The sequence below is a fragment of the Pseudomonas sp. HD57-3 genome (genome assembly GCF_056113135.1).
In genome coordinates this window covers 1,374,349-1,391,929 of sequence record NZ_CM148568.1, presented here as the reverse complement: position 1 = coordinate 1,391,929, position 17,581 = coordinate 1,374,349, and the positions used below count along the sequence as shown (strand labels likewise).

Genomic DNA, 17,581 nt, shown 5'->3' with positions numbered 1-17,581 from the left:
GGCAAATCGCACTGAAAAAGGGAGGCCCGCAACGGCCTCCCTTTTTTGTGCCCGGCACTTTTCCGGCCAACAACTCGGCTCCCTGTGGGACAATGGCCGCCACTTTCAGCCCTACCCGAATCGACCACGCCCATGAACGCCCCACGTACACCGAAACCTGCGCGCAAGAAGCCTGACTCCGCCACCCCGGCCAAGCCCGTGGAACCGCGTAAAGAAGCCAGCCTGCACCCGCGCAACCGCCATCAGGGTCGTTACGACTTCCCGGCGCTGATCAAGACCACGCCGGAACTGGCGAAGTTCGTGATCACCAACCCGTACGGCAAGGAAAGCATCGACTTCGCCAGTCCCGATGCGGTGCGTGTGTTCAACCGGGCGCTGCTCAAATCGTTCTACGGCATCCAGCATTGGGACATCCCGGCCGATTATCTGTGCCCGCCGGTGCCGGGCCGCGCCGACTACATCCACTTCCTGGCTGACCTGCTGGCCAGCAACAACGACGGTGTGGTTCCGCGCGGCGCCATCGTCAATGTGCTGGATATCGGCATGGGCGCCAACTGCGTGTATCCGCTGATCGGCAACAGCGAATATCGCTGGCACTTCCTCGGCTCGGAGATCGATCCGACCGCCGTGGCCGCGGCCAGGGCCATCGTCCAGTCCAACGACCTGAACAAGGTCATCCAGCTGCGCCAGCAGGAGAACCGCAAGCACATCCTGATCGGCCTGCTGGAGCCTGGCGAGCGCTTTGACCTGACCATGTGCAACCCGCCGTTCCACGCGTCGATGGAAGAAGCCACCAAGGGCAGCGAGCGTAAGTGGCGAGCCCTCGGCAAGGCCGATCCGAAACGCAAACTTCCGGTGCTGAATTTCGGCGGGCAATCGGCCGAACTGTGGTGTGAAGGCGGCGAAGCGCGTTTCGTGACGCAACTGATCGCCGAAAGTGCGAACTTTGCACACAAGGTGTTGTGGTTCAGCACCCTGGTCTCGAAAGCCTCGAACCTGCCTGCCATCGAAACCGCGCTGAAAAAGGCCGGTGCACTGGAAAGCCAGGTGGTGGAAATGTCCCAGGGGCAGAAGCAGAGCCGCTTCGTCGCCTGGACCTTCCAGACCAAGTCCGAACAGCAGATCTGGCGGCGCGAACGCTGGGTTCGCAAGTAATACACTTCAACCGGGGCGGCGCTTGATCGCAAGCAGCCGCCGCTACTGCTGAAACACAAACAGCAGGCACAAAAAAACCGTGCCCGGATCACTCCGGTGCACGGTTTTTTTTATCGCTGCGTCTTACTTGTTCACAGCGTCGGTCAGGCCTTTGGCCACAACCAGCTTGATCACTTTCTTGGCAGGGATTTCGATGGCAGCGCCAGTCGATGGGTTACGGCCAGTGCGGGCAGGACGCTCGGTCACTTTCAGCTTGCCGATACCTGGCAAAGTGATTTCGGCACCGTTTTCCAGCTGATCGGCAACGATTTGGCCCAGTTGGTCCAGAGCGGCACGCGCGGTGGTTTTCGGCGCGTCGATAGCTTCAGCGATGTCGGCGATCAGTTGGTCTTTAGTAAGAGCCATGTAGTGTTCCTTCCCTATCAAATTCATATGGATTGCAGAGTGCAGTGTCAGCCATCGAGCCCGATCTTCTGGATCTGGCACCCTCGGCGATAACCACGACGAGTCGGGGTTATAGATGCCGAAATCAAGGTTTGGTTCGACCTGACAAAAGCTGAATGCATGCTTGTCGCGGTGACTTCGCACAAGACCGGGCAAAACTAGCACAGAGACAAGGAAATATCCGCCTCTAGCTAGCCAAATGGTCAGGTTTATTGCGCTAAATCGGTAAATAAATGCATAAGGGCCGTCGGGTGACCCGGATTTGCCCTTCACCCCGCGCCAAATCCAGTGGTTGCGGTACACTGGGCGCTTTTTCGGGGGAGCCCGCCCTCCTCCCTTCCACCAGCCGAGAAGCCTATGCCGATCCGTCATTGCATCGTCCATTTGATCGACAAAAAACCCGACGGCACACCCGCAGTCCTGCACGCCCGTGACTCCGAACTGGCTGAGTCCGCAGCCATCGAGAACATGCTCGCCGATCTCAACGAGAGCTATAACGCCAAACAGGGCAAAGCCTGGGGGTTGTTCCATCCGGAGTCCGGCGCGTTCCCGTTCAGCGGCTGGCTGAAGGAATACATGGAAGGCGGCAAGGACTTCACCGCGTTCAGCAAGGTCGCGGTCGAGCACCTGCAGAAACTGATGGAAGAATCGAACCTGTCGGTCGGCGGCCACGTGTTGTTCGCCCACTATCAGCAAGGCATGACCGATTACCTGGCCATCGCCCTGCTGCACCACAGCGAAGGCGTGGCGGTGACCGATCAACTGGACGTGACGCCGTCGCGCCACCTCGACCTCGGTCAACTGCACCTGGCGGCGCGGATCAACGTTTCCGAGTGGCAGAACAACAAGCAGTCCAAGCAGTACATCTCGTTCATCAAAGGCAAGAACGGCAAGAAGGTCTCGGAGTACTTCCGCGACTTCATCGGCTGCCAGGAAGGGGTCGACGGCCCGGGCGAGACCCGCACCCTGCTCAAGGCCTTCAGCGACTTCGTCGAGAGCGAAGACCTGCCGGAAGATTCCGCCCGCGAGAAGACCAAGACCCTGGTCGACTACGCCAGCAGCCAGGCCAAGCTCGGCGAGCCCATGGGCCTGGAAGAACTGTCTGAGCTGATCGACGAAGAACGTCCGAAGGCCTTCTACGATCACATCCGCAACAAGGACTACGGCCTGTCGCCGGAGATTCCGGCGGATAAACGCACGCTCAACCAGTTCCGCCGCTTCACCGGTCGCGCCGAAGGCCTGTCGATCAGCTTCGAAGCGCACCTGCTGGGCTCGAAGATCGAATACGACGAAGAAGCCGGGACGCTGGTCATCAAAGGCCTGCCGACCTCGCTCACCGATCAGTTGAAGCGTCGCAACTGATGCTCGGCAATGTGCTGAAAAAGGTTCTGCTGGTTCTGCTGGTGGTCGTGGTCTATCAGAACTGGGGCAAGATCGAGCGGGTGTTCAACCCGTCGCAGATGGCGTCCGAGCAGGTCCGCGCCAACGCCAAGGTCGTGCTGTACGTCACGGACTGGTGCGGCTACTGCAAGCAGACCAAGCGCTTTCTCGATCAGAAAGGCATTCCGTTCAAGGAATTCGATATCGAGAAGGATGCCGAAGCACGCAAGGCGTACGAAGCGCTGGGCGGTCGCGGGATTCCGCTGATCGACGTCAATGGCACGTTGATTCGCGGGTTTGATCCGGACGAGATTCTCGCTGCACTGAAATGAACGAGGGAGCCAATCGGCTCCCTCAGTTGTTTCAGCGTTTCTCGATTCGGAAACCGAAACGCGGGAAGTGCACATGCACCAACCCGCCACGTTCGTCTTCACGGCGCAGGATCAGCTCCTCGCGACCGGCAAACACCAACTCACCTGCAACCGGATCAACGCCGTAGTCTGTCGCTGCGATCAGCACCTGCTGACCTGCCACGAACCCATTCGGATCAGTGAATTCCTCGTCCGGCAACGCCGCTGGGGTCGAACCGCGCGCGATCTCCAGTGCTTCCTCCGAACTCATCTCGCTGGCCGCGCCATGGCCAAAACCGAGCACACGCCCCAGCCACGCCGACACCGCCGGATAAGCATCTACCAAAGGCGCCGTCACGTGCGTGGCCTTGAGGAACCACAGCGGATGGGCCATGGCGAAGTCGGCAATCGACGGTTCACCGAACAGGAAGTCACCGTCTTCACGCTGCAGCTGTTGCTCCAGACGCGCCATGAGGGTCGGCCAATTGTGCTTGGCCTGCTCGGCTGACAGCCTGGTCGCGCTGCCACCGCTGAACAGTCCGGCCCGATCTGCGAGGAACGCCTTGATCGCTTCCGGCGGCAACTTGCCGAAACGCACTGCCACCGATTCCGGCTGGAACACCAGGCTCACCGCGTGCTGGAACACCACCGAATCGGCCCAGGCGGCGAAACTGGCGGCGATCATTTCCTGACCTTCCGGGAAAAACGAAGGCTGGGCTTTTTCCTGCTCGAGGCGACGGGCGATCAGCGCGGTGTCGCAATAGATGTCGGCACCGATCTGCAGCACCGGAGTCTTGCGATAGCCACCGGTCAGGGCGGTCAGATCCGGTTTAGGCATCACCGGCGAGATGTGCACCGAGCGCCAGGACAAGCCCTTGAAACCCAACAGCAACCGGGCCTTTTCGGCGAATGGAGAGGTCGGGTAATGATGCAGAATCAACTCGGACATGCTCGGCTCCGCCGCACAGAAAGTGAGCCAGCAGCTTAGCGCGCAATTCGTTCGCAGCCTACGGATCCGGCTGATGGGAACTGATCAGTCAGGTTGATAATGGGCGCAAAGCCGAATAATCTTCGTCCACGCTAGTGTGTCCATTGAGATGCAGTAAACCCGGCCGCAAACCGGCGTTTACAGAATAAACCGCCCCGCAAAGGCGGTTTTTTTTCGCCTGTCGTTTGCCTGAGGCAGCGCCTTCGACATGCAGGGACTTCTACCGCCTGCCCCCGATCAATCAGGCCGATAAGACGCCACCAGACATTCCTTCGCACTCTTCCTGAGCTTCTTGATCAACCGCTCCTGACGCAACGCATCACCCTTGTCGCGACAACGCTCGGTGTAGACCAGCGCCATCGCCGGGCTTGAGAGAAAGAATCGCGCCCCTTTGCCACTCTGATGCTTGGCGAAGCGGCGCACGGGATCATCGCTGATCCCGCAGTACAGCGAACCGTTGGCGGCGCGTACGAGGTAGACGAACCAGGACTTGCTCACTGGAACGTCGGCATCGAGAGGATTTTCGCTGAGGCTGGTCACGGGACAATTCAGGCGTAAGGAAAACAGGCCGCGATCTTATCAGCGACTCGCCTGAAATGCCTTCAGCCCTTTCAGCGCCTGGGCGCGGACGGCGTTGCGCACCAGCGGCGTCCAGCCAAGGAGCAGGCCCTTGAAGCCCAGCGCCTGCCGCGACCAGCGCCACAGGTCGAAGTGATCGTGGTGTTCGCAGATCTTGCCGTCACGGAAGACGAAACGTGCCTGGATGTCGTTGATCACGATGTTGCCGGTCTGGCTGAACAGGTACGTCGCTACCCAGTGGGCGCCGCCGCTGCGCTCGTCGGCGCGAACGTTGTCGAAAGTCAGGGAGAAGTCCTTGGCGCGAGTGGTGAGCATGCGCCACATGTCGCCGGCATCGCGGCCGCGCAGTTCGCCGAAGGCCGGGTCGCTGAACACCACGTCGTCGGTGTAGCAGGCGGCCATGGCCTCGGCGTCGAGGCGCTGGAAAGCCTGGTAGAAACGGGTGATCAGGGCGCTGTGGGCTTCTTCACTCATGGGCAATCTCCAGGAAAGGTACAGATTGCCAGCACGATAATCCGCAAACGCCCGAAACACTATCGGCATTCGCATTCCGAATACCGACAGTGTGTGCGTATCAGACCTTTTCGCTTGCCACCTGCACGTACAACGCACGTCCAGCACCGAGGCCGGCGAGGATTGCCCCGGCACCGACGATGCCGAAGATCCAGCCCACGGCGTTCCAGCCACCGGTCCAGTCATGCACTACGCCGACCGCGAACGGCCCCATGGACGCGAGGGTGTAGCCGAAGCCCTGGGACATGCTCGACAGGTTCGCCGCGACATGGGAATCCCGCGAGCGAAGCACGATCAGGGTCAGCGCCAGGCTGAACGTACCGCCCTGCCCCAGGCCCAGCAGGATCGCCCAGCCCCACAGGCCTTCGATCGGCGCGTAGAGGCAACCGAACAGGCCGCCGAGGGTCAGCGCCATCACCACCACGATCGCCAGCCGCTGATCCTTGCCGCGCGTGGCCAGCCACGGTGCCGCCAGGGAGCTGGCGAGCTGGATGATTACCGAACCGGACAGCACCAGGCCGGCCTGGGTCGGCGTCAGCCCGCGACCGATAAGGATCGACGGCAACCAGCCGAACACGATGTAAGCCAGCGACGATTGCAGGCCCATGTACAAGGTCACCTGCCAGGCCAGCGGATCACGCAGCAGACCGCGCACTCGATACGCGACATTGTGCGCGCCGTGCTTCTGGCCGATTTGCGGCAGCCAGAACACTGCCGCCACCAGCGCCGGAATCACCCAGAAACCCAGGCCCATGGCCCAGCTGTGATCGAAGTGCTCGCTCAACGGCACGCTGGAGCCCGCTGCCATCGCCGCGCCCAGGCACAGCGCCATGGTGTAGACGCCGGTCATGGTGCCGGCATGCTTGGCGAAGTCACGCTTGACGATGCCCGGCAGCAACACACCGATGATGCCGATGCTCGCGCCGCCCAGCACGCTGCCGGCGAACAGACCGATTTCACCGAAGTTGCTGCGCAGGATGATGCCGCCGGCCAGTGTCAGAAGAATCCCCAAGACCACCCGCTCGGCACCGAAACGCCGCGCGAGTATCGGGGCCAGCGGAGCGAACAGACCGAGGCAGAGCACCGGCAACGTCGTCAGCAAACCTGCCTGAGCAGCTGACAAACCAAGGCTTTTCGACACATCACTGAGCAGCGGCGCCATGCTCGACAGCGCCGGGCGCAAGTTCAACGCCACCAGAATCAGCCCCAGTAGCAACAGCCACGGGCGCCGTACCAGCGGATGGCTTTGCTGCACCTGCTCGTCATCGGCTTCGGCATCGATCAACAACTCTTCGAGCTCGGCCTTGCGAACGGGTGCTGTGGAGACTTCTGGGCGGGACATGGTTTTCTCGGTTTCAAGGTTCATTGATCAACTGCCTCGACAGGGCTTTGGCCCGCTCCGGATCGCGCTGCTCGACGGCCTCAAGCAAGGCGACGTGCAAATCGAAGACTTCCTGTCGACGGGGGACGATGTTCAGGGTCTGACGCAATTGCGCGCCGACGATGCTGGAAAAATAGCGATACAGCTCGCTGAGGGTCGGGTTGTGCGCGGCGTCCACCAGACGGCGGTGAAACACCAGGTCGCAACGGATGTAGCTGTCGAGGTCGCCGTGATAGTGGCTGCCGGCGACACCCAGCGCCTCGCGCAACGCGACGAGGTCTTCATCGGTCCGGCGCAACGCCGCCAGGCCGATGGCCTCGACTTCAAGGATGTGCCGGGTTTCCCGGGCCTGATCCAGCGAGCACTTGGACAGCGCCTTGAGCGTGTCCATCGGATCGACCACCGCCCGCAGGTAACTGCCGTCACCCTGGCGGATCTCGATCAATCCGGAAAACGCCAGCACCCGCATCGCCTCGCGCACGGTGTTGCGGCTGATGCCGAGCTCGGCACACAACTCGGGCTCGGTCGGCAAACGCTGCCCGACCTGCCACGTGCCGTCGGTGATGCGCTGGCGCAATTGATCCAGGGCCTGATCGACCAGGGATCGCTTAATGAGTGGAGAAATGTCTGACATAGGATTCGCCCTTTCATCCAATCATGGGATGAATTTTCTGACATGTTAGTCAGCTCCGTGTAGGACGGCAACCACTTGGGGTCAGAGAGGGGCAAATGGAGCGGGATTTTCGATTAGTCAAAATTACCCTTTAAGGGTAATTTCAGGGACAGTTTTTTGGTTTCTTATGGAAAAGAACACACCCCATTACGACTTGGCGGTGATCAAGGCGGATGTTAGGCGACTCGGTTGGAAAGCATTCACGCACACGGCGAGAAAGACTGGGACAGCACTTGAACTGAGTCTCGCAGAAATGCAGGAAATCGTTCTCAGACTGCAGCGCGGCATGTTGTACAAATCGATGACGACTTATGACGACCATCGTATCTGGCAAGACGTCTATCACATCCAATCACATGGTTTGGAGATTTACATCAAGGTGTCCTATCACTACGACAGGCGCCCACCCGTGATCTCCTTCAAGGAGAACAATTCATGAACACGCAGCAGTGTTTCAGTTGCGGCGCCCCGGAAGGCATGGTGCATTTCAAAGGTAGAGGCGAAACCTTGAGCGCCAAGGGAATGGAGCGTCGCATCGACGACTTGTCGGGCTGGGAGTGCCAGAAGTGCGGCGAGGTCGAATTGGATGACGAGTGCGGGCAGCGCTATTCGGATGCATGCGATGAACTCGTTCTCGCCTGTAGAAAAATGATAGGTAACGAAATGAAAAGGATCCGCCGCAAACTGCATCTGACGCAAAAGGAAACGGTGCAATTGCTTTCTGGAGGCGGTCACAACGCATTTTCACGATACGAACGCGGCGAGGTACTTCCGCCGAAAGCATTGATGCTGCTCATGCGTTTGCTGGATCGCTATCCACACTTGCTTGCCGACGCGAGAAACCTGGCCGAAGGGGCTGATTTGAGAGGGGCTTTCAAGTTCACCGAGCACAAAGAACAAGAAGCCCTCACCGCCTCCTGACCCACAAAAAACAAACCCGGCACAAGGCCGGGTTTATTTTATTCATCAGATCTCAATGCAGGATCTGACTCAGGAACAGCTTCGTACGATCATTCTGTGGATTGTCGAAGAAGTCGTTCGGTGCCGCCTGTTCAACGATTTCGCCTTTGTCCATGAAGATCACGCGGTTGGCCACGGTGCGGGCGAAGCCCATTTCGTGCGTCACGCAGAGCATGGTCATGCCGTCTTCGGCCAGGCCGATCATGGTGTCGAGTACTTCTTTCACCATCTCCGGGTCGAGTGCCGAGGTCGGTTCGTCGAACAGCATGATTTTCGGTTTCATGCACAACGCGCGGGCGATCGCCACACGCTGCTGCTGGCCGCCGGAAAGTTGCCCCGGGTACTTGTGCGCCTGCTCCGGAATGCGTACGCGTTCCAGGTAATGCATGGCGATTTCCTCGGCCTTGCGCTTGGGCATCTTGCGCACCCACATCGGCGCCAGGGTGCAGTTCTGCAGGATGGTCAGGTGCGGGAACAGGTTGAAGTGCTGGAACACCATGCCGACTTCACGGCGGATCGCTTCGATCTGCTTGAGGTCGTTGGTCAGCTCCACGCCATCGACCACGATACGGCCCTGCTGGTGCTCTTCCAGACGGTTGAGGCAGCGGATGGTGGTGGACTTGCCGGAACCCGACGGGCCGCACAGCACGATACGCTCGCCCTGACGCACGTTGAGGTTGATGTCTTTCAGCACGTGGAACTGGCCGTACCACTTGTTCACGCCCTGCATCTGAATGATGCCTTCAGGGCCCACTGGCTTTTTGATTGCTTCGCTCATCGAAAAAACTCCTAACGCTTGTGGCCAGTGTCGAGCTTGCGTTCCAGGTGCATGGAATAGCGCGACATACCAAAACAGAAAATCCAGAACACCAGGGCGGCGAACACGTAGCCTTCGGTGGCCATGCCCAGCCATTTCGGATCGGCAGCGGCTTGCTTGACGCTGTTGAGCAGGTCAAAGAGGCCGATGATGATCACAAGGCTGGTGTCCTTGAACAGCGCGATGAAGGTGTTGACGATGCCGGGAATCACCAGCTTCAGGGCTTGCGGCAGAATCACCAGGCCCATGGCGCGCCAGTAACCGAGGCCCATCGCGGCCGCGGCTTCGTACTGGCCCTTGGGGATCGCTTGCAGACCGCCGCGCACCACCTCGGCGACGTACGCCGACTGGAACAGGATCACGCCGATCAGCGCCCGCAGCAGCTTGTCGAAGTTCATGCCTTCAGGCAGGAACAGCGGCAGCATCACCGAGGACATGAACAGCACCGTGATCAACGGCACGCCGCGCCAGAACTCGATGAAGGTCACACAGACCACACGGATCGCCGGCATGTTCGAGCGTCGACCCAGCGCCAGGACAATCCCCAGCGGCAACGCACCGGCGATGCCGACAGTGGCGATCACCAGGGTCAGCATCAGACCGCCCCACTGGCTGGTCGCCACGGTGTCGAGGCCGAAGACGCCGCCATGCAGCAGGCACCAGGCAACGATCGGGTAGACCACCAGGAAGCTCAGGCCGTACACCGCCTTGTGCGCCACGCGCTTGATGAACAGCGGTGCCACGCCGATGACCGCCAGCCACACGGTCAGGTCCACGCGCCAGCGCAGTTCCGGCGGGTAGTAGCCGTACATGAACTGGCCGAAACGCTGCTGGATGAAGACCCAGCAGGCGCCGTCCTTGGTGCAGTCGGCGCGGGTGGTGCCGACCCAGTTGGCATCGATGATCGCCCAGCTGAGGATCGGCGGAATCACCAGGTAGATCAGATAGAACGCGAACAGGGTCAGCAGGGTGTTGAGCCAGCTGGAGAACATGTTCGCGCGGATCCACGCCATCGGGCCGAAGACCTTGGCCGGCGGTGGCATGTCGGGTTTGAAAGTATGAGTACTCATGCGCTATTCCTTACCGCTCGATCAGCGCGATGCGCTTGTTGTACCAGTTCATCAGCAGGGAAATGCTGATGCTGATCGCCAGGTACACGCTCATGGTGATGGCAATGACTTCGATCGCCTGACCGGTCTGGTTCAGCACGGTGCCGGCGAACAGCGAAACCATTTCCGGATAACCGATACCGGCCGCCAGCGAGGAGTTCTTCGCCAGGTTCAGGTATTGGCTGGTCAGCGGCGGGATGATGACCCGCAGCGCTTGCGGAATGATCACCTTGCGCAGGGTCGGGCCGTTGCGCAGGCCGAGCGAATGCGCCGCCTCGGTCTGGCCGTGGCTGACCGACTTGATGCCCGAACGCACGATCTCGGCGATGAACGCCGCGGTGTACACCGTCAGCGCCAGGGTCAAGGCCAGCAGTTCCGGAATCAGCACCCAGCCACCGACGAAGTTGAAGCCTTGCAGCTTCGGCATTTCCCAGTGCACGGGCGCACCGAAGATCAGCGCGCACACCGCCGGAATCACCAGGAACAGCGCCAGACCGGCCCAGAACTTGTGGAACGGCTCGCCAGTGGCTTCAAAGCGCTTGTTGGCCCAACGGCTCATCAGCACGATGGCGACGATGGCCACCACGATGCTGACCACGAATGCCCAGAAACCGTCGGCCATCAACGCAGCCGGCATGTTCAGGCCACGGCTGCTGACGAAGAAGGTATCGCCGAAGTTGTGGCTGTTGCGCGGCCCCGGCATGGTCAGGAACACCGCGAAGTACCAGAACAGGATCTGCAGCAGTGGCGGAATGTTACGGAAAACCTCCACGTACACCGTTGCCAGTTTGGCGATGATCCAGTTCTTCGACAGGCGCGCCACGCCGACGATGAAGCCGAGGATCGTGGCCAGGATCACACCGATGAAAGTCACCAGCAGCGTGTTGAGCAGGCCGATGACAAACACCCGGGCATAACTGTCCGCTTCGGTGTAGGAGATCAGGTGTTGAGCGATGCCGAACCCGGCACTGCGCTCGAGAAAGTCGAACCCCGAAGTGATACCCCGGTGTTGCAGGTTGGTCTGGGTGTTATCGAACAGATACCAGCCCAGGGAGACCACCGCCACGATGGTGATGATCTGAAATACCCACGCACGCACTCGTGGATCGCTGAGGCTGAGCCTCTGCTTTGGTGCGCCGATTGAATTTTGCATGAAGTGCCCCGGAAATAATGGAACAGAACGTCACCCGGCAGTTGGCCTGCCGGGTGACAGAACCATCAGCGCACTGGTGGTGCGTATTGAATGCCGCCGTTGTTCCACAGCGCGTTCAGGCCGCGGTCGATTTCCAGCGGAGTGCTCTTGCCGAGGTTTTTCTCGAAGATTTCGCCGTAGTTGCCGACTTGCTTGACGATCTGTACGACCCAGTCCTTCGGCAGTTTCAGGTCTTTGCCGTATTCGCCGTCTGCGCCGAGCATACGAGCGACATCCGGGTTCTTGGTCGCTTTGGCTTCAGCTTCGACGTTCTTCGAAGAGATGCCTGCTTCTTCGGTGTTCAGCAGCGCGTAGCCAACCCAACGCACGATGGCCAGCCACTCGTCGTCGCCGTTACGCACGACCGGGCCCAGAGGCTCCTTGGAAATGGTTTCCGGCAGAACCACGTAGTCCTTCGGCGAAGCCAGCTTGCTGCGCTGGGCGAACAGCTGGGACTTGTCGGAGGTCAGCACGTCGCAACGACCGGATTCCAGCGACTTGGCGCTCTCATCGGAGGTGTCGAAAGTGATCGGGGTGTATTTCAGACCGTTGCCGCGGAAGTAGTCGGAAACGTTCAGCTCGGTGGTGGTACCGGCCTGGATGCAGATGGTTGCACCGTCCAGCTCTTTGGCACTCTTCACGCCCAGCTTGTTGTTTACCAGGAAGCCGATGCCGTCGTAGTAGGTAATGAAGCCCGGGAATTTCAGACCCATGCCCGCGTCACGGGAGCTGGTCATGGTGGTGTTACGCGACAGGATGTCGATCTCGCCGGACTGCAGAGCGGTGAAACGCTCCTTGGCGTTCAACTGACTGAACTTGACCTTGGTCGCGTCGCCGAACACGGCAGCGGCCACGGCGCGGCAGACGTCAGCATCGATACCCACGATCTTGCCGGTGGAATCCGGAACCGAGAAGCCTGGCAAGCCATCGCTGACGCCGCACTGCACGAATCCTTTCTTCTTCACTGCATCCAGGGTTGCACCCGCCTGAGCGAACCCGCTGACACCCAGTACTGCAGCAGCAGTCACGATCGCCAGAGTGGATTTCAACATCTTCATTCAAACCTCCAGTTTTGCTCTTGTTGTGTCGGAGCTTGAGTCCAGTCGCACCCTTTTGAGGCGTTGTTGACCCGTGTTGGCTTTTTTTGGGGTCAACCGACGCAGGACCTTCGCTATGAGTCTAGTAGGAGACAATCCACATCATGGACAACTCACTTCTCACCAGTCGGCCGAACGGGCGGTAGCCCTTTCACGTTCGCTAAGCCCGTTGCGGCCATTGGCGAACATCCATCACCGGATTCTTTGCTATCCCGTCGCCAGGCGTTCACTGATAGTGTTACCGCCAGGCGCGAGATCGATTGCACGACTACCTCATAGCAAAGCCCGTACCACACCGGCAGCTGAAGCGATTGAGTGACAGGTCAATAGCAAAACTTGCAGCCTTGCGACATCTTCTTAACGGATCAACCGGGCGCGCACGCAAATCACGCACTCAATGAGAGCGCCCGCACATAATTGGAGCAGCCATGACCGAGCCCTTGATTCTTCAGCCTGTTAAGCCCGCAGACGCCTGCGTGATCTGGCTGCACGGCCTCGGCGCCGACCGCTACGACTTTCTGCCGGTGGCCGAAGCGCTTCAGGAAAGCCTGCTGAGCACGCGTTTCGTCCTGCCCCAGGCGCCGACCCGTCCGGTGACGATAAATGGCGGATATGCCATGCCGAGCTGGTACGACATCAAAGCCATGAGCCCGGCCCGGGCGATCGACCGCGACGAGCTGGAAGCGTCCGCCGACCGCATCATCGAATTGATAGAAGAACAGCGAAGCAGCGGAATAGACGCTTCGCGGATTTTCCTCGCCGGCTTTTCCCAAGGCGGCGCCGTGGTCTATCACACCGCGTTTCTGAAATGGCAGGGGCCGTTGGGCGGGGTGCTGGCATTATCGACATACGCGCCGACCTTCAGCGATGAACTGGAGTTGTCCGCCAGCCAGCAGCGGATTCCGGTGCTGTCGCTGCACGGCCAGTTCGACAACGTGGTGCAGAACTCGATGGGACGCACGGCTTATGAGTATCTCAAGGCCCATGGTGTCACCGTGACATGGCAGGAATACCCAATGGAGCACGAAGTGTTACCCGAAGAAATTCGCGACATCGGCACATGGTTGAGCGAACGCCTGCGCTGACAATTCCGACAAGGGTCGCCCTTTGATCATCCCACTACGCCGCGCCCGTTTCTTGCATTACACTGGCCGGCGTACATTCCTTAACCAATTGATGAGATGACCGTGCTCAAAGCACTCAAGAAAATGTTCGGTAAAAGCGAGGCTGAGCAGCTCGCGCCAGTCCCCACTGCGCCGTCGCACGCCCCCGGTCATCGCAGCGATGCCAGCCAGGCCGACCGCCAGACGCCCGCCACGACGTCGCAACGCGAACCAAAACCCGCTCCAGCTGCCGTGCCCGCCACCGAGCCGGCCCGCAGCGAAGCACCGAAACCGGCCAGACCACGTCGCGAACCCAAGCCCAAGGCGCCGGTGATTCCCTGGAAACTCGAAGACTTCGTCGTCGAGCCACAGGAAGGCAAGACCCGTTTCCACGATTTCAAACTCTCCCCGGAACTGATGCACGCCATTCAGGATCTGGGTTTCCCGTATTGCACGCCGATCCAGGCCCAGGTGCTGGGTTATACCCTCGCCGGCAAAGACGCCATCGGCCGCGCCCAGACCGGCACCGGCAAGACCGCCGCGTTCCTGATCTCGATCATCACCCAGCTGTTGCAGACCCCGCCGCCGAAAGAGCGCTACATGGGCGAGCCACGGGCGCTGATCATCGCGCCGACCCGCGAGCTGGTGGTGCAGATCGCCAAGGACGCCGCCGACCTGACCAAGTACACCGGCCTCAACGTCATGACGTTCGTCGGCGGCATGGACTTCGACAAGCAGCTCAAGCACCTCGAAGCGCGCCATTGCGACATCCTCGTCGCAACCCCGGGCCGCCTGCTCGACTTCAACCAGCGCGGTGACGTGCATCTGGACATGGTTGAAGTGATGGTGCTGGACGAAGCCGACCGCATGCTCGACATGGGCTTCATCCCTCAGGTCCGTCAGATCATTCGCCAGACCCCGCCGAAAAGCGAACGCCAGACCCTGCTGTTCTCCGCGACCTTCACCGATGACGTGATGAACCTCGCCAAGCAGTGGACCACCGATCCTGCGATCGTCGAAATCGAAGTCACCAACGTGGCCAACGAAAACGTCGAGCAGCACATCTACGCGGTGGCCGGTGCCGACAAATACAAACTGCTCTTCAACCTGGTCAACGACAACGGCTGGGAGCGTGTGATCGTGTTCGCCAACCGCAAGGACGAAGTTCGCCGCATCGAAGAACGCCTGGTGCGTGACGGCATCAACGCCGCGCAGTTGTCCGGCGACGTGCCGCAGCACAAGCGGATCAAGACGCTCGAAGGCTTCCGCGAAGGCAAGATCCGGGTGCTGGTCGCCACCGACGTGGCCGGTCGCGGTATCCACATCGACGGCATCAGCCACGTGATCAACTTCACCCTGCCGGAAGTCCCGGACGACTACGTGCACCGCATCGGCCGTACCGGTCGCGCTGGCGCCGACGGCGTGTCGATCAGCTTCGCCGGTGAAGACGACTCCTATCAGTTGCCGTCCATCGAAGAAAAACTCGGTCGCAAGATCAGCTGTGAAACACCGCCGACGCATCTATTGCGGGCGGTTGAGCGCAAGCGTCCACAGTAAGCGACGCCATAAAGAGAAGCGCAGCCGGCAACGGACTGCGCTTTTTTTTCGCCCGGATATTGTTCAACAAAACTAAAAGTCCATAATAGACAAATTAGTTTAAATAACAGTCTCCGGAGTCCGACATGTCCAGTACGCCTTACGTGATCGACCAAACCCAAGCCCGCGAGCTGTTGGCCCGGATCGATGTGCCGCAGATCCTGCGCAAGCTGTTCCGTGATCTGGCGGCCGGGCATGCAGTGCAACCGGCGCAGCAACTGGTGGAATTCCCTCAGGGTGCCGGGGACTTCATCAACTATCTGGGCGTGCTGGCGGAAGACGGCGTGTACGGGGTCAAGACCTCGCCGTACATCGTTCGCGAACAAGGCCCGCTGGTGACGGCGTGGACACTGCTGATGTCGATGCAGACCGGCCAGCCGTTGCTGCTCTGCGATGCCGGCGAACTGACCACCGCCCGCACCGCTGCGACCACCGCCGTGGCGGTCGATGCCCTCGCCCCGTTGAAGGCCGCGCGTCTGGCAATCGTCGGCAGCGGCAAGGTCGCCCAGGCGCACCTGCATTACGTCAAAACGTTGCGCGACTGGCAGAGCATCAGTGTGTACTCGCCCACCTTGAGCGAAGACCCGGCAACCGCCCGCCAACTGCAAGCCCTCGATCCACGGGTGAACATCGCCGACAGCCGCGAAACCGCCATCGCCGAAGCCGACGTGATCATGCTCTGCACCTCGTCCGCCGGCCCCGTGATCGACCCGGCAACCTTGAGCAAACCGGCGCTGATCACCTCGATCAGCACCAACGCACCGCGCGCCCACGAAGTGCCCCCACAAAGCCTCAACGACATGCAGGTGTTCTGCGACTATCGTCTGACCACCCCGGGCTCGGCCGGCGAGATGCTGATCGCCAGCGAACGACATGGCTGGGACAACAACGCGATCATCGGTGACCTGGCGGATCTGCTCAGCGAAAAAGTGCAGCGCCCCGATTACAACCGTCACGTGTTTTTCCGCTCCATCGGTCTGGGCCTGGAAGACATCGCCCTGGCCAACGCCGTCTATCAATTGCAGCGCTGACACCGGAGATTTTCATGAGTCATGCAGATTTCATCATCATCGGCGGCGGGATTGCCGGCGCGTCCACCGGTTTCTGGCTGTCGCAGCACGGCAAGGTCGTGGTGCTGGAGCGCGAGTCGCACCCGGCCTATCACTCCACCGGGCGTTCGGCTGCACTGTTCACCGCCGCTTACGGCACTCCGCAAGTCCGGGCGCTGACCCAGGCCAGCCGCGAATTCTTCGACCATCCGCCCAGCGGTTTCTGCGAACACCCGCTGCTCACCCCGCGTGGCGAAATGACCGTCGACTTCACCGGTGACGCCGCCGAGCTGAACAATCAATACCTCAGCGCCAAGGCCACGGTGCCGGAGATGCAACTGCTCAGCGCGGATGAAGCGTGCGCCCGATTGCCGATCCTGCGCCGGGAGAAAGTCCATGGCGCGATCTACGACCCCACCGCCAGCGACATCGATACAGATGCCCTGCATCAGGGCTATCTGCGCGGTATCCGTCGCAACAACGGCCAGGTGCAGACCGATTGCGAAGTGCTCGGACTGAGTCGCGACGCCGACGGCATCTGGCACGTGCAGACCAACGGCCAGACCTTCAGCGCGCCCATCGTGATCAACGCGGCAGGCGCCTGGGCCGACAGGATCGGGACCCTGGCCGGCGCCCGGCCGCTGGGCCTGCAACCGAAACGCCGTGCGGCGTTCATCTTCGCCGGCCCTGAAGGCGTCGACATCCACCACTGGCCGATGCTGGTCAGTCTCGACGAATCGTTCTATATGAAGCCCGACGCCGGGATGTTCCTCGGCTCACCGGCCAACGCCGACCCGGTCGAACCCCACGACGTGCAGCCGGAAGAACTGGACATCGCCATGGGTATTTACCAGATCGAGGAAGCGACGACCCTGACCATCCGCCGCCCGACCCGCACCTGGGCCGGCCTGCGCAGTTTCGTCGCCGACGGCGATTTGCTGTCCGGGTTCGATCCGCAGGTGCCGGGGCTGTTCTGGGTCGCGGCCCAGGGCGGCTACGGCATCCAGACTTCGCCGGCGATGGGCCAGGCCAGTGCCGCGCTGGTACGTGGCGAACCGTTGCCCGACCATCTCAAGCAATTCGGCCTGACCGCCGCCATGCTTGCCCCTGCCCGCCTGGCCTGACCGTCCGCCCGGATGACGCGCCCGACGGATTGCGGCACACTCGCAACGCCCCCGGATCACGGGGGCGTTGA

19 protein-coding genes are annotated in these 17,581 nt (G+C 60.8%); 9 read left to right on the top strand and 10 right to left on the bottom strand.

The genetic code is table 11. The annotated features are described in order from the left end of the window. Window positions 1-132 precede the first annotated feature (132 nt). The gene (gene rlmF, locus AC0R79_RS06170; protein ID WP_011332580.1) at window positions 133-1,155 is read left to right on the top strand and encodes a 23S rRNA (adenine(1618)-N(6))-methyltransferase RlmF; all 1,023 of its coding nucleotides are present in this window, start codon (window positions 133-135) and stop codon (window positions 1,153-1,155) included. A gap of 123 nt (window positions 1,156-1,278) precedes the next feature. On the opposite strand, the gene AC0R79_RS06165 is transcribed toward rlmF, so the two are convergent. Further along, entirely contained in the window at window positions 1,279-1,560 is a 282-nt protein-coding gene (locus AC0R79_RS06165) for an HU family DNA-binding protein (protein ID WP_007957357.1), read from the bottom strand. Between the two features lie 396 nt (window positions 1,561-1,956). Between AC0R79_RS06165 and yejK the strand changes: the two genes are divergently transcribed. After that, window positions 1,957-2,961 (top strand): nucleoid-associated protein YejK, encoded by a 1,005-nt coding sequence (gene yejK / locus AC0R79_RS06160; protein WP_007957356.1) that lies wholly within the window; start codon window positions 1,957-1,959, stop codon window positions 2,959-2,961. Next, the gene (locus tag AC0R79_RS06155; RefSeq protein WP_474733695.1) at window positions 2,961-3,311 is read left to right on the top strand and encodes a glutaredoxin family protein; all 351 of its coding nucleotides are present in this window, start codon (window positions 2,961-2,963) and stop codon (window positions 3,309-3,311) included. Before yejK ends, AC0R79_RS06155 begins: the two co-directional genes overlap by 1 nt. Before the next feature lie 31 nt (window positions 3,312-3,342). Here the strand turns inward: AC0R79_RS06155 and AC0R79_RS06150 are convergent, their stop codons facing one another. The 5 genes from AC0R79_RS06150 to AC0R79_RS06130 all read right to left on the bottom strand — a co-directional run bounded on the left by AC0R79_RS06150 (window position 3,343) and on the right by AC0R79_RS06130 (window position 7,424). After that, the gene (locus tag AC0R79_RS06150) at window positions 3,343-4,278 is read right to left on the bottom strand and encodes a glutathione S-transferase family protein (RefSeq protein ID WP_474733692.1); all 936 of its coding nucleotides are present in this window, start codon (window positions 4,276-4,278) and stop codon (window positions 3,343-3,345) included. 276 nt (window positions 4,279-4,554) lie between these two features. Further along, a complete protein-coding gene (locus tag AC0R79_RS06145) occupies window positions 4,555-4,857 on the bottom strand; it encodes a GIY-YIG nuclease family protein (protein WP_064593561.1) in 303 nt (100 codons plus the stop codon). Between the two features lie 39 nt (window positions 4,858-4,896). Beyond that, on the bottom strand, window positions 4,897-5,370 hold the full coding sequence (locus AC0R79_RS06140; protein WP_085608154.1) for a nuclear transport factor 2 family protein: 474 nt from the start codon (window positions 5,368-5,370) through the stop codon (window positions 4,897-4,899). A gap of 100 nt (window positions 5,371-5,470) precedes the next feature. Beyond that, window positions 5,471-6,775: a CynX/NimT family MFS transporter gene (locus AC0R79_RS06135; RefSeq protein WP_007957345.1), complete on the bottom strand. Its 1,305-nt coding sequence runs from the start codon at window positions 6,773-6,775 to the stop codon at window positions 5,471-5,473. Beyond that, a complete protein-coding gene (locus tag AC0R79_RS06130) occupies window positions 6,765-7,424 on the bottom strand; it encodes a FadR/GntR family transcriptional regulator (protein WP_007957343.1) in 660 nt (219 codons plus the stop codon). Before AC0R79_RS06130 ends, AC0R79_RS06135 begins: the two co-directional genes overlap by 11 nt. A gap of 166 nt (window positions 7,425-7,590) precedes the next feature. Between AC0R79_RS06130 and AC0R79_RS06125 the strand changes: the two genes are divergently transcribed. Both AC0R79_RS06125 and AC0R79_RS06120 read left to right on the top strand, forming a co-directional pair. Next, the gene (locus AC0R79_RS06125; protein ID WP_201819108.1) at window positions 7,591-7,902 is read left to right on the top strand and encodes a type II toxin-antitoxin system MqsR family toxin; all 312 of its coding nucleotides are present in this window, start codon (window positions 7,591-7,593) and stop codon (window positions 7,900-7,902) included. Then, window positions 7,899-8,384, top strand: coding sequence for a type II TA system antitoxin MqsA family protein (locus AC0R79_RS06120; RefSeq protein ID WP_127796992.1), 486 nt, complete (start codon window positions 7,899-7,901; stop codon window positions 8,382-8,384). The genes AC0R79_RS06125 and AC0R79_RS06120 overlap by 4 nt, the downstream gene beginning before the upstream one ends. A 52-nt stretch (window positions 8,385-8,436) precedes the next feature. On the opposite strand, the gene AC0R79_RS06115 is transcribed toward AC0R79_RS06120, so the two are convergent. The 4 genes from AC0R79_RS06115 to AC0R79_RS06100 all read right to left on the bottom strand — a co-directional run bounded on the left by AC0R79_RS06115 (window position 8,437) and on the right by AC0R79_RS06100 (window position 12,599). Then, window positions 8,437-9,201, bottom strand: coding sequence for an amino acid ABC transporter ATP-binding protein (locus tag AC0R79_RS06115; RefSeq protein ID WP_007957337.1), 765 nt, complete (start codon window positions 9,199-9,201; stop codon window positions 8,437-8,439). Between the two features lie 11 nt (window positions 9,202-9,212). Beyond that, complete coding sequence (locus AC0R79_RS06110) at window positions 9,213-10,310, bottom strand: amino acid ABC transporter permease (protein ID WP_007957335.1); 1,098 nt, start codon at window positions 10,308-10,310, stop codon at window positions 9,213-9,215. Window positions 10,311-10,320: 10 nt separating this feature from the next. Next, window positions 10,321-11,502 carry an amino acid ABC transporter permease gene (locus AC0R79_RS06105; RefSeq protein WP_127796991.1) on the bottom strand — a complete coding sequence of 394 codons (1,182 nt, stop codon included), beginning with the start codon at window positions 11,500-11,502 and terminating at the stop codon, window positions 10,321-10,323. Between the two features lie 65 nt (window positions 11,503-11,567). Then, window positions 11,568-12,599 carry an amino acid ABC transporter substrate-binding protein gene (locus AC0R79_RS06100; RefSeq protein ID WP_007957332.1) on the bottom strand — a complete coding sequence of 344 codons (1,032 nt, stop codon included), beginning with the start codon at window positions 12,597-12,599 and terminating at the stop codon, window positions 11,568-11,570. 467 nt (window positions 12,600-13,066) lie between these two features. Here AC0R79_RS06100 and AC0R79_RS06095 point away from each other — a divergent pair, with 467 nt between their 5' ends. From AC0R79_RS06095 to AC0R79_RS06080, 4 genes are all read left to right on the top strand, one after another. Then, complete coding sequence (locus AC0R79_RS06095) at window positions 13,067-13,723, top strand: alpha/beta hydrolase (RefSeq protein WP_085690612.1); 657 nt, start codon at window positions 13,067-13,069, stop codon at window positions 13,721-13,723. 96 nt (window positions 13,724-13,819) lie between these two features. Next, entirely contained in the window at window positions 13,820-15,298 is a 1,479-nt protein-coding gene (gene rhlB, locus AC0R79_RS06090; RefSeq protein ID WP_474733686.1) for an ATP-dependent RNA helicase RhlB, read from the top strand. A gap of 125 nt (window positions 15,299-15,423) precedes the next feature. Further along, complete coding sequence (locus tag AC0R79_RS06085; protein WP_127796989.1) at window positions 15,424-16,368, top strand: ornithine cyclodeaminase family protein; 945 nt, start codon at window positions 15,424-15,426, stop codon at window positions 16,366-16,368. A gap of 14 nt (window positions 16,369-16,382) precedes the next feature. Continuing rightward, the gene (locus AC0R79_RS06080) at window positions 16,383-17,510 is read left to right on the top strand and encodes an NAD(P)/FAD-dependent oxidoreductase (RefSeq protein WP_474733684.1); all 1,128 of its coding nucleotides are present in this window, start codon (window positions 16,383-16,385) and stop codon (window positions 17,508-17,510) included. Window positions 17,511-17,581 lie beyond the last annotated feature (71 nt).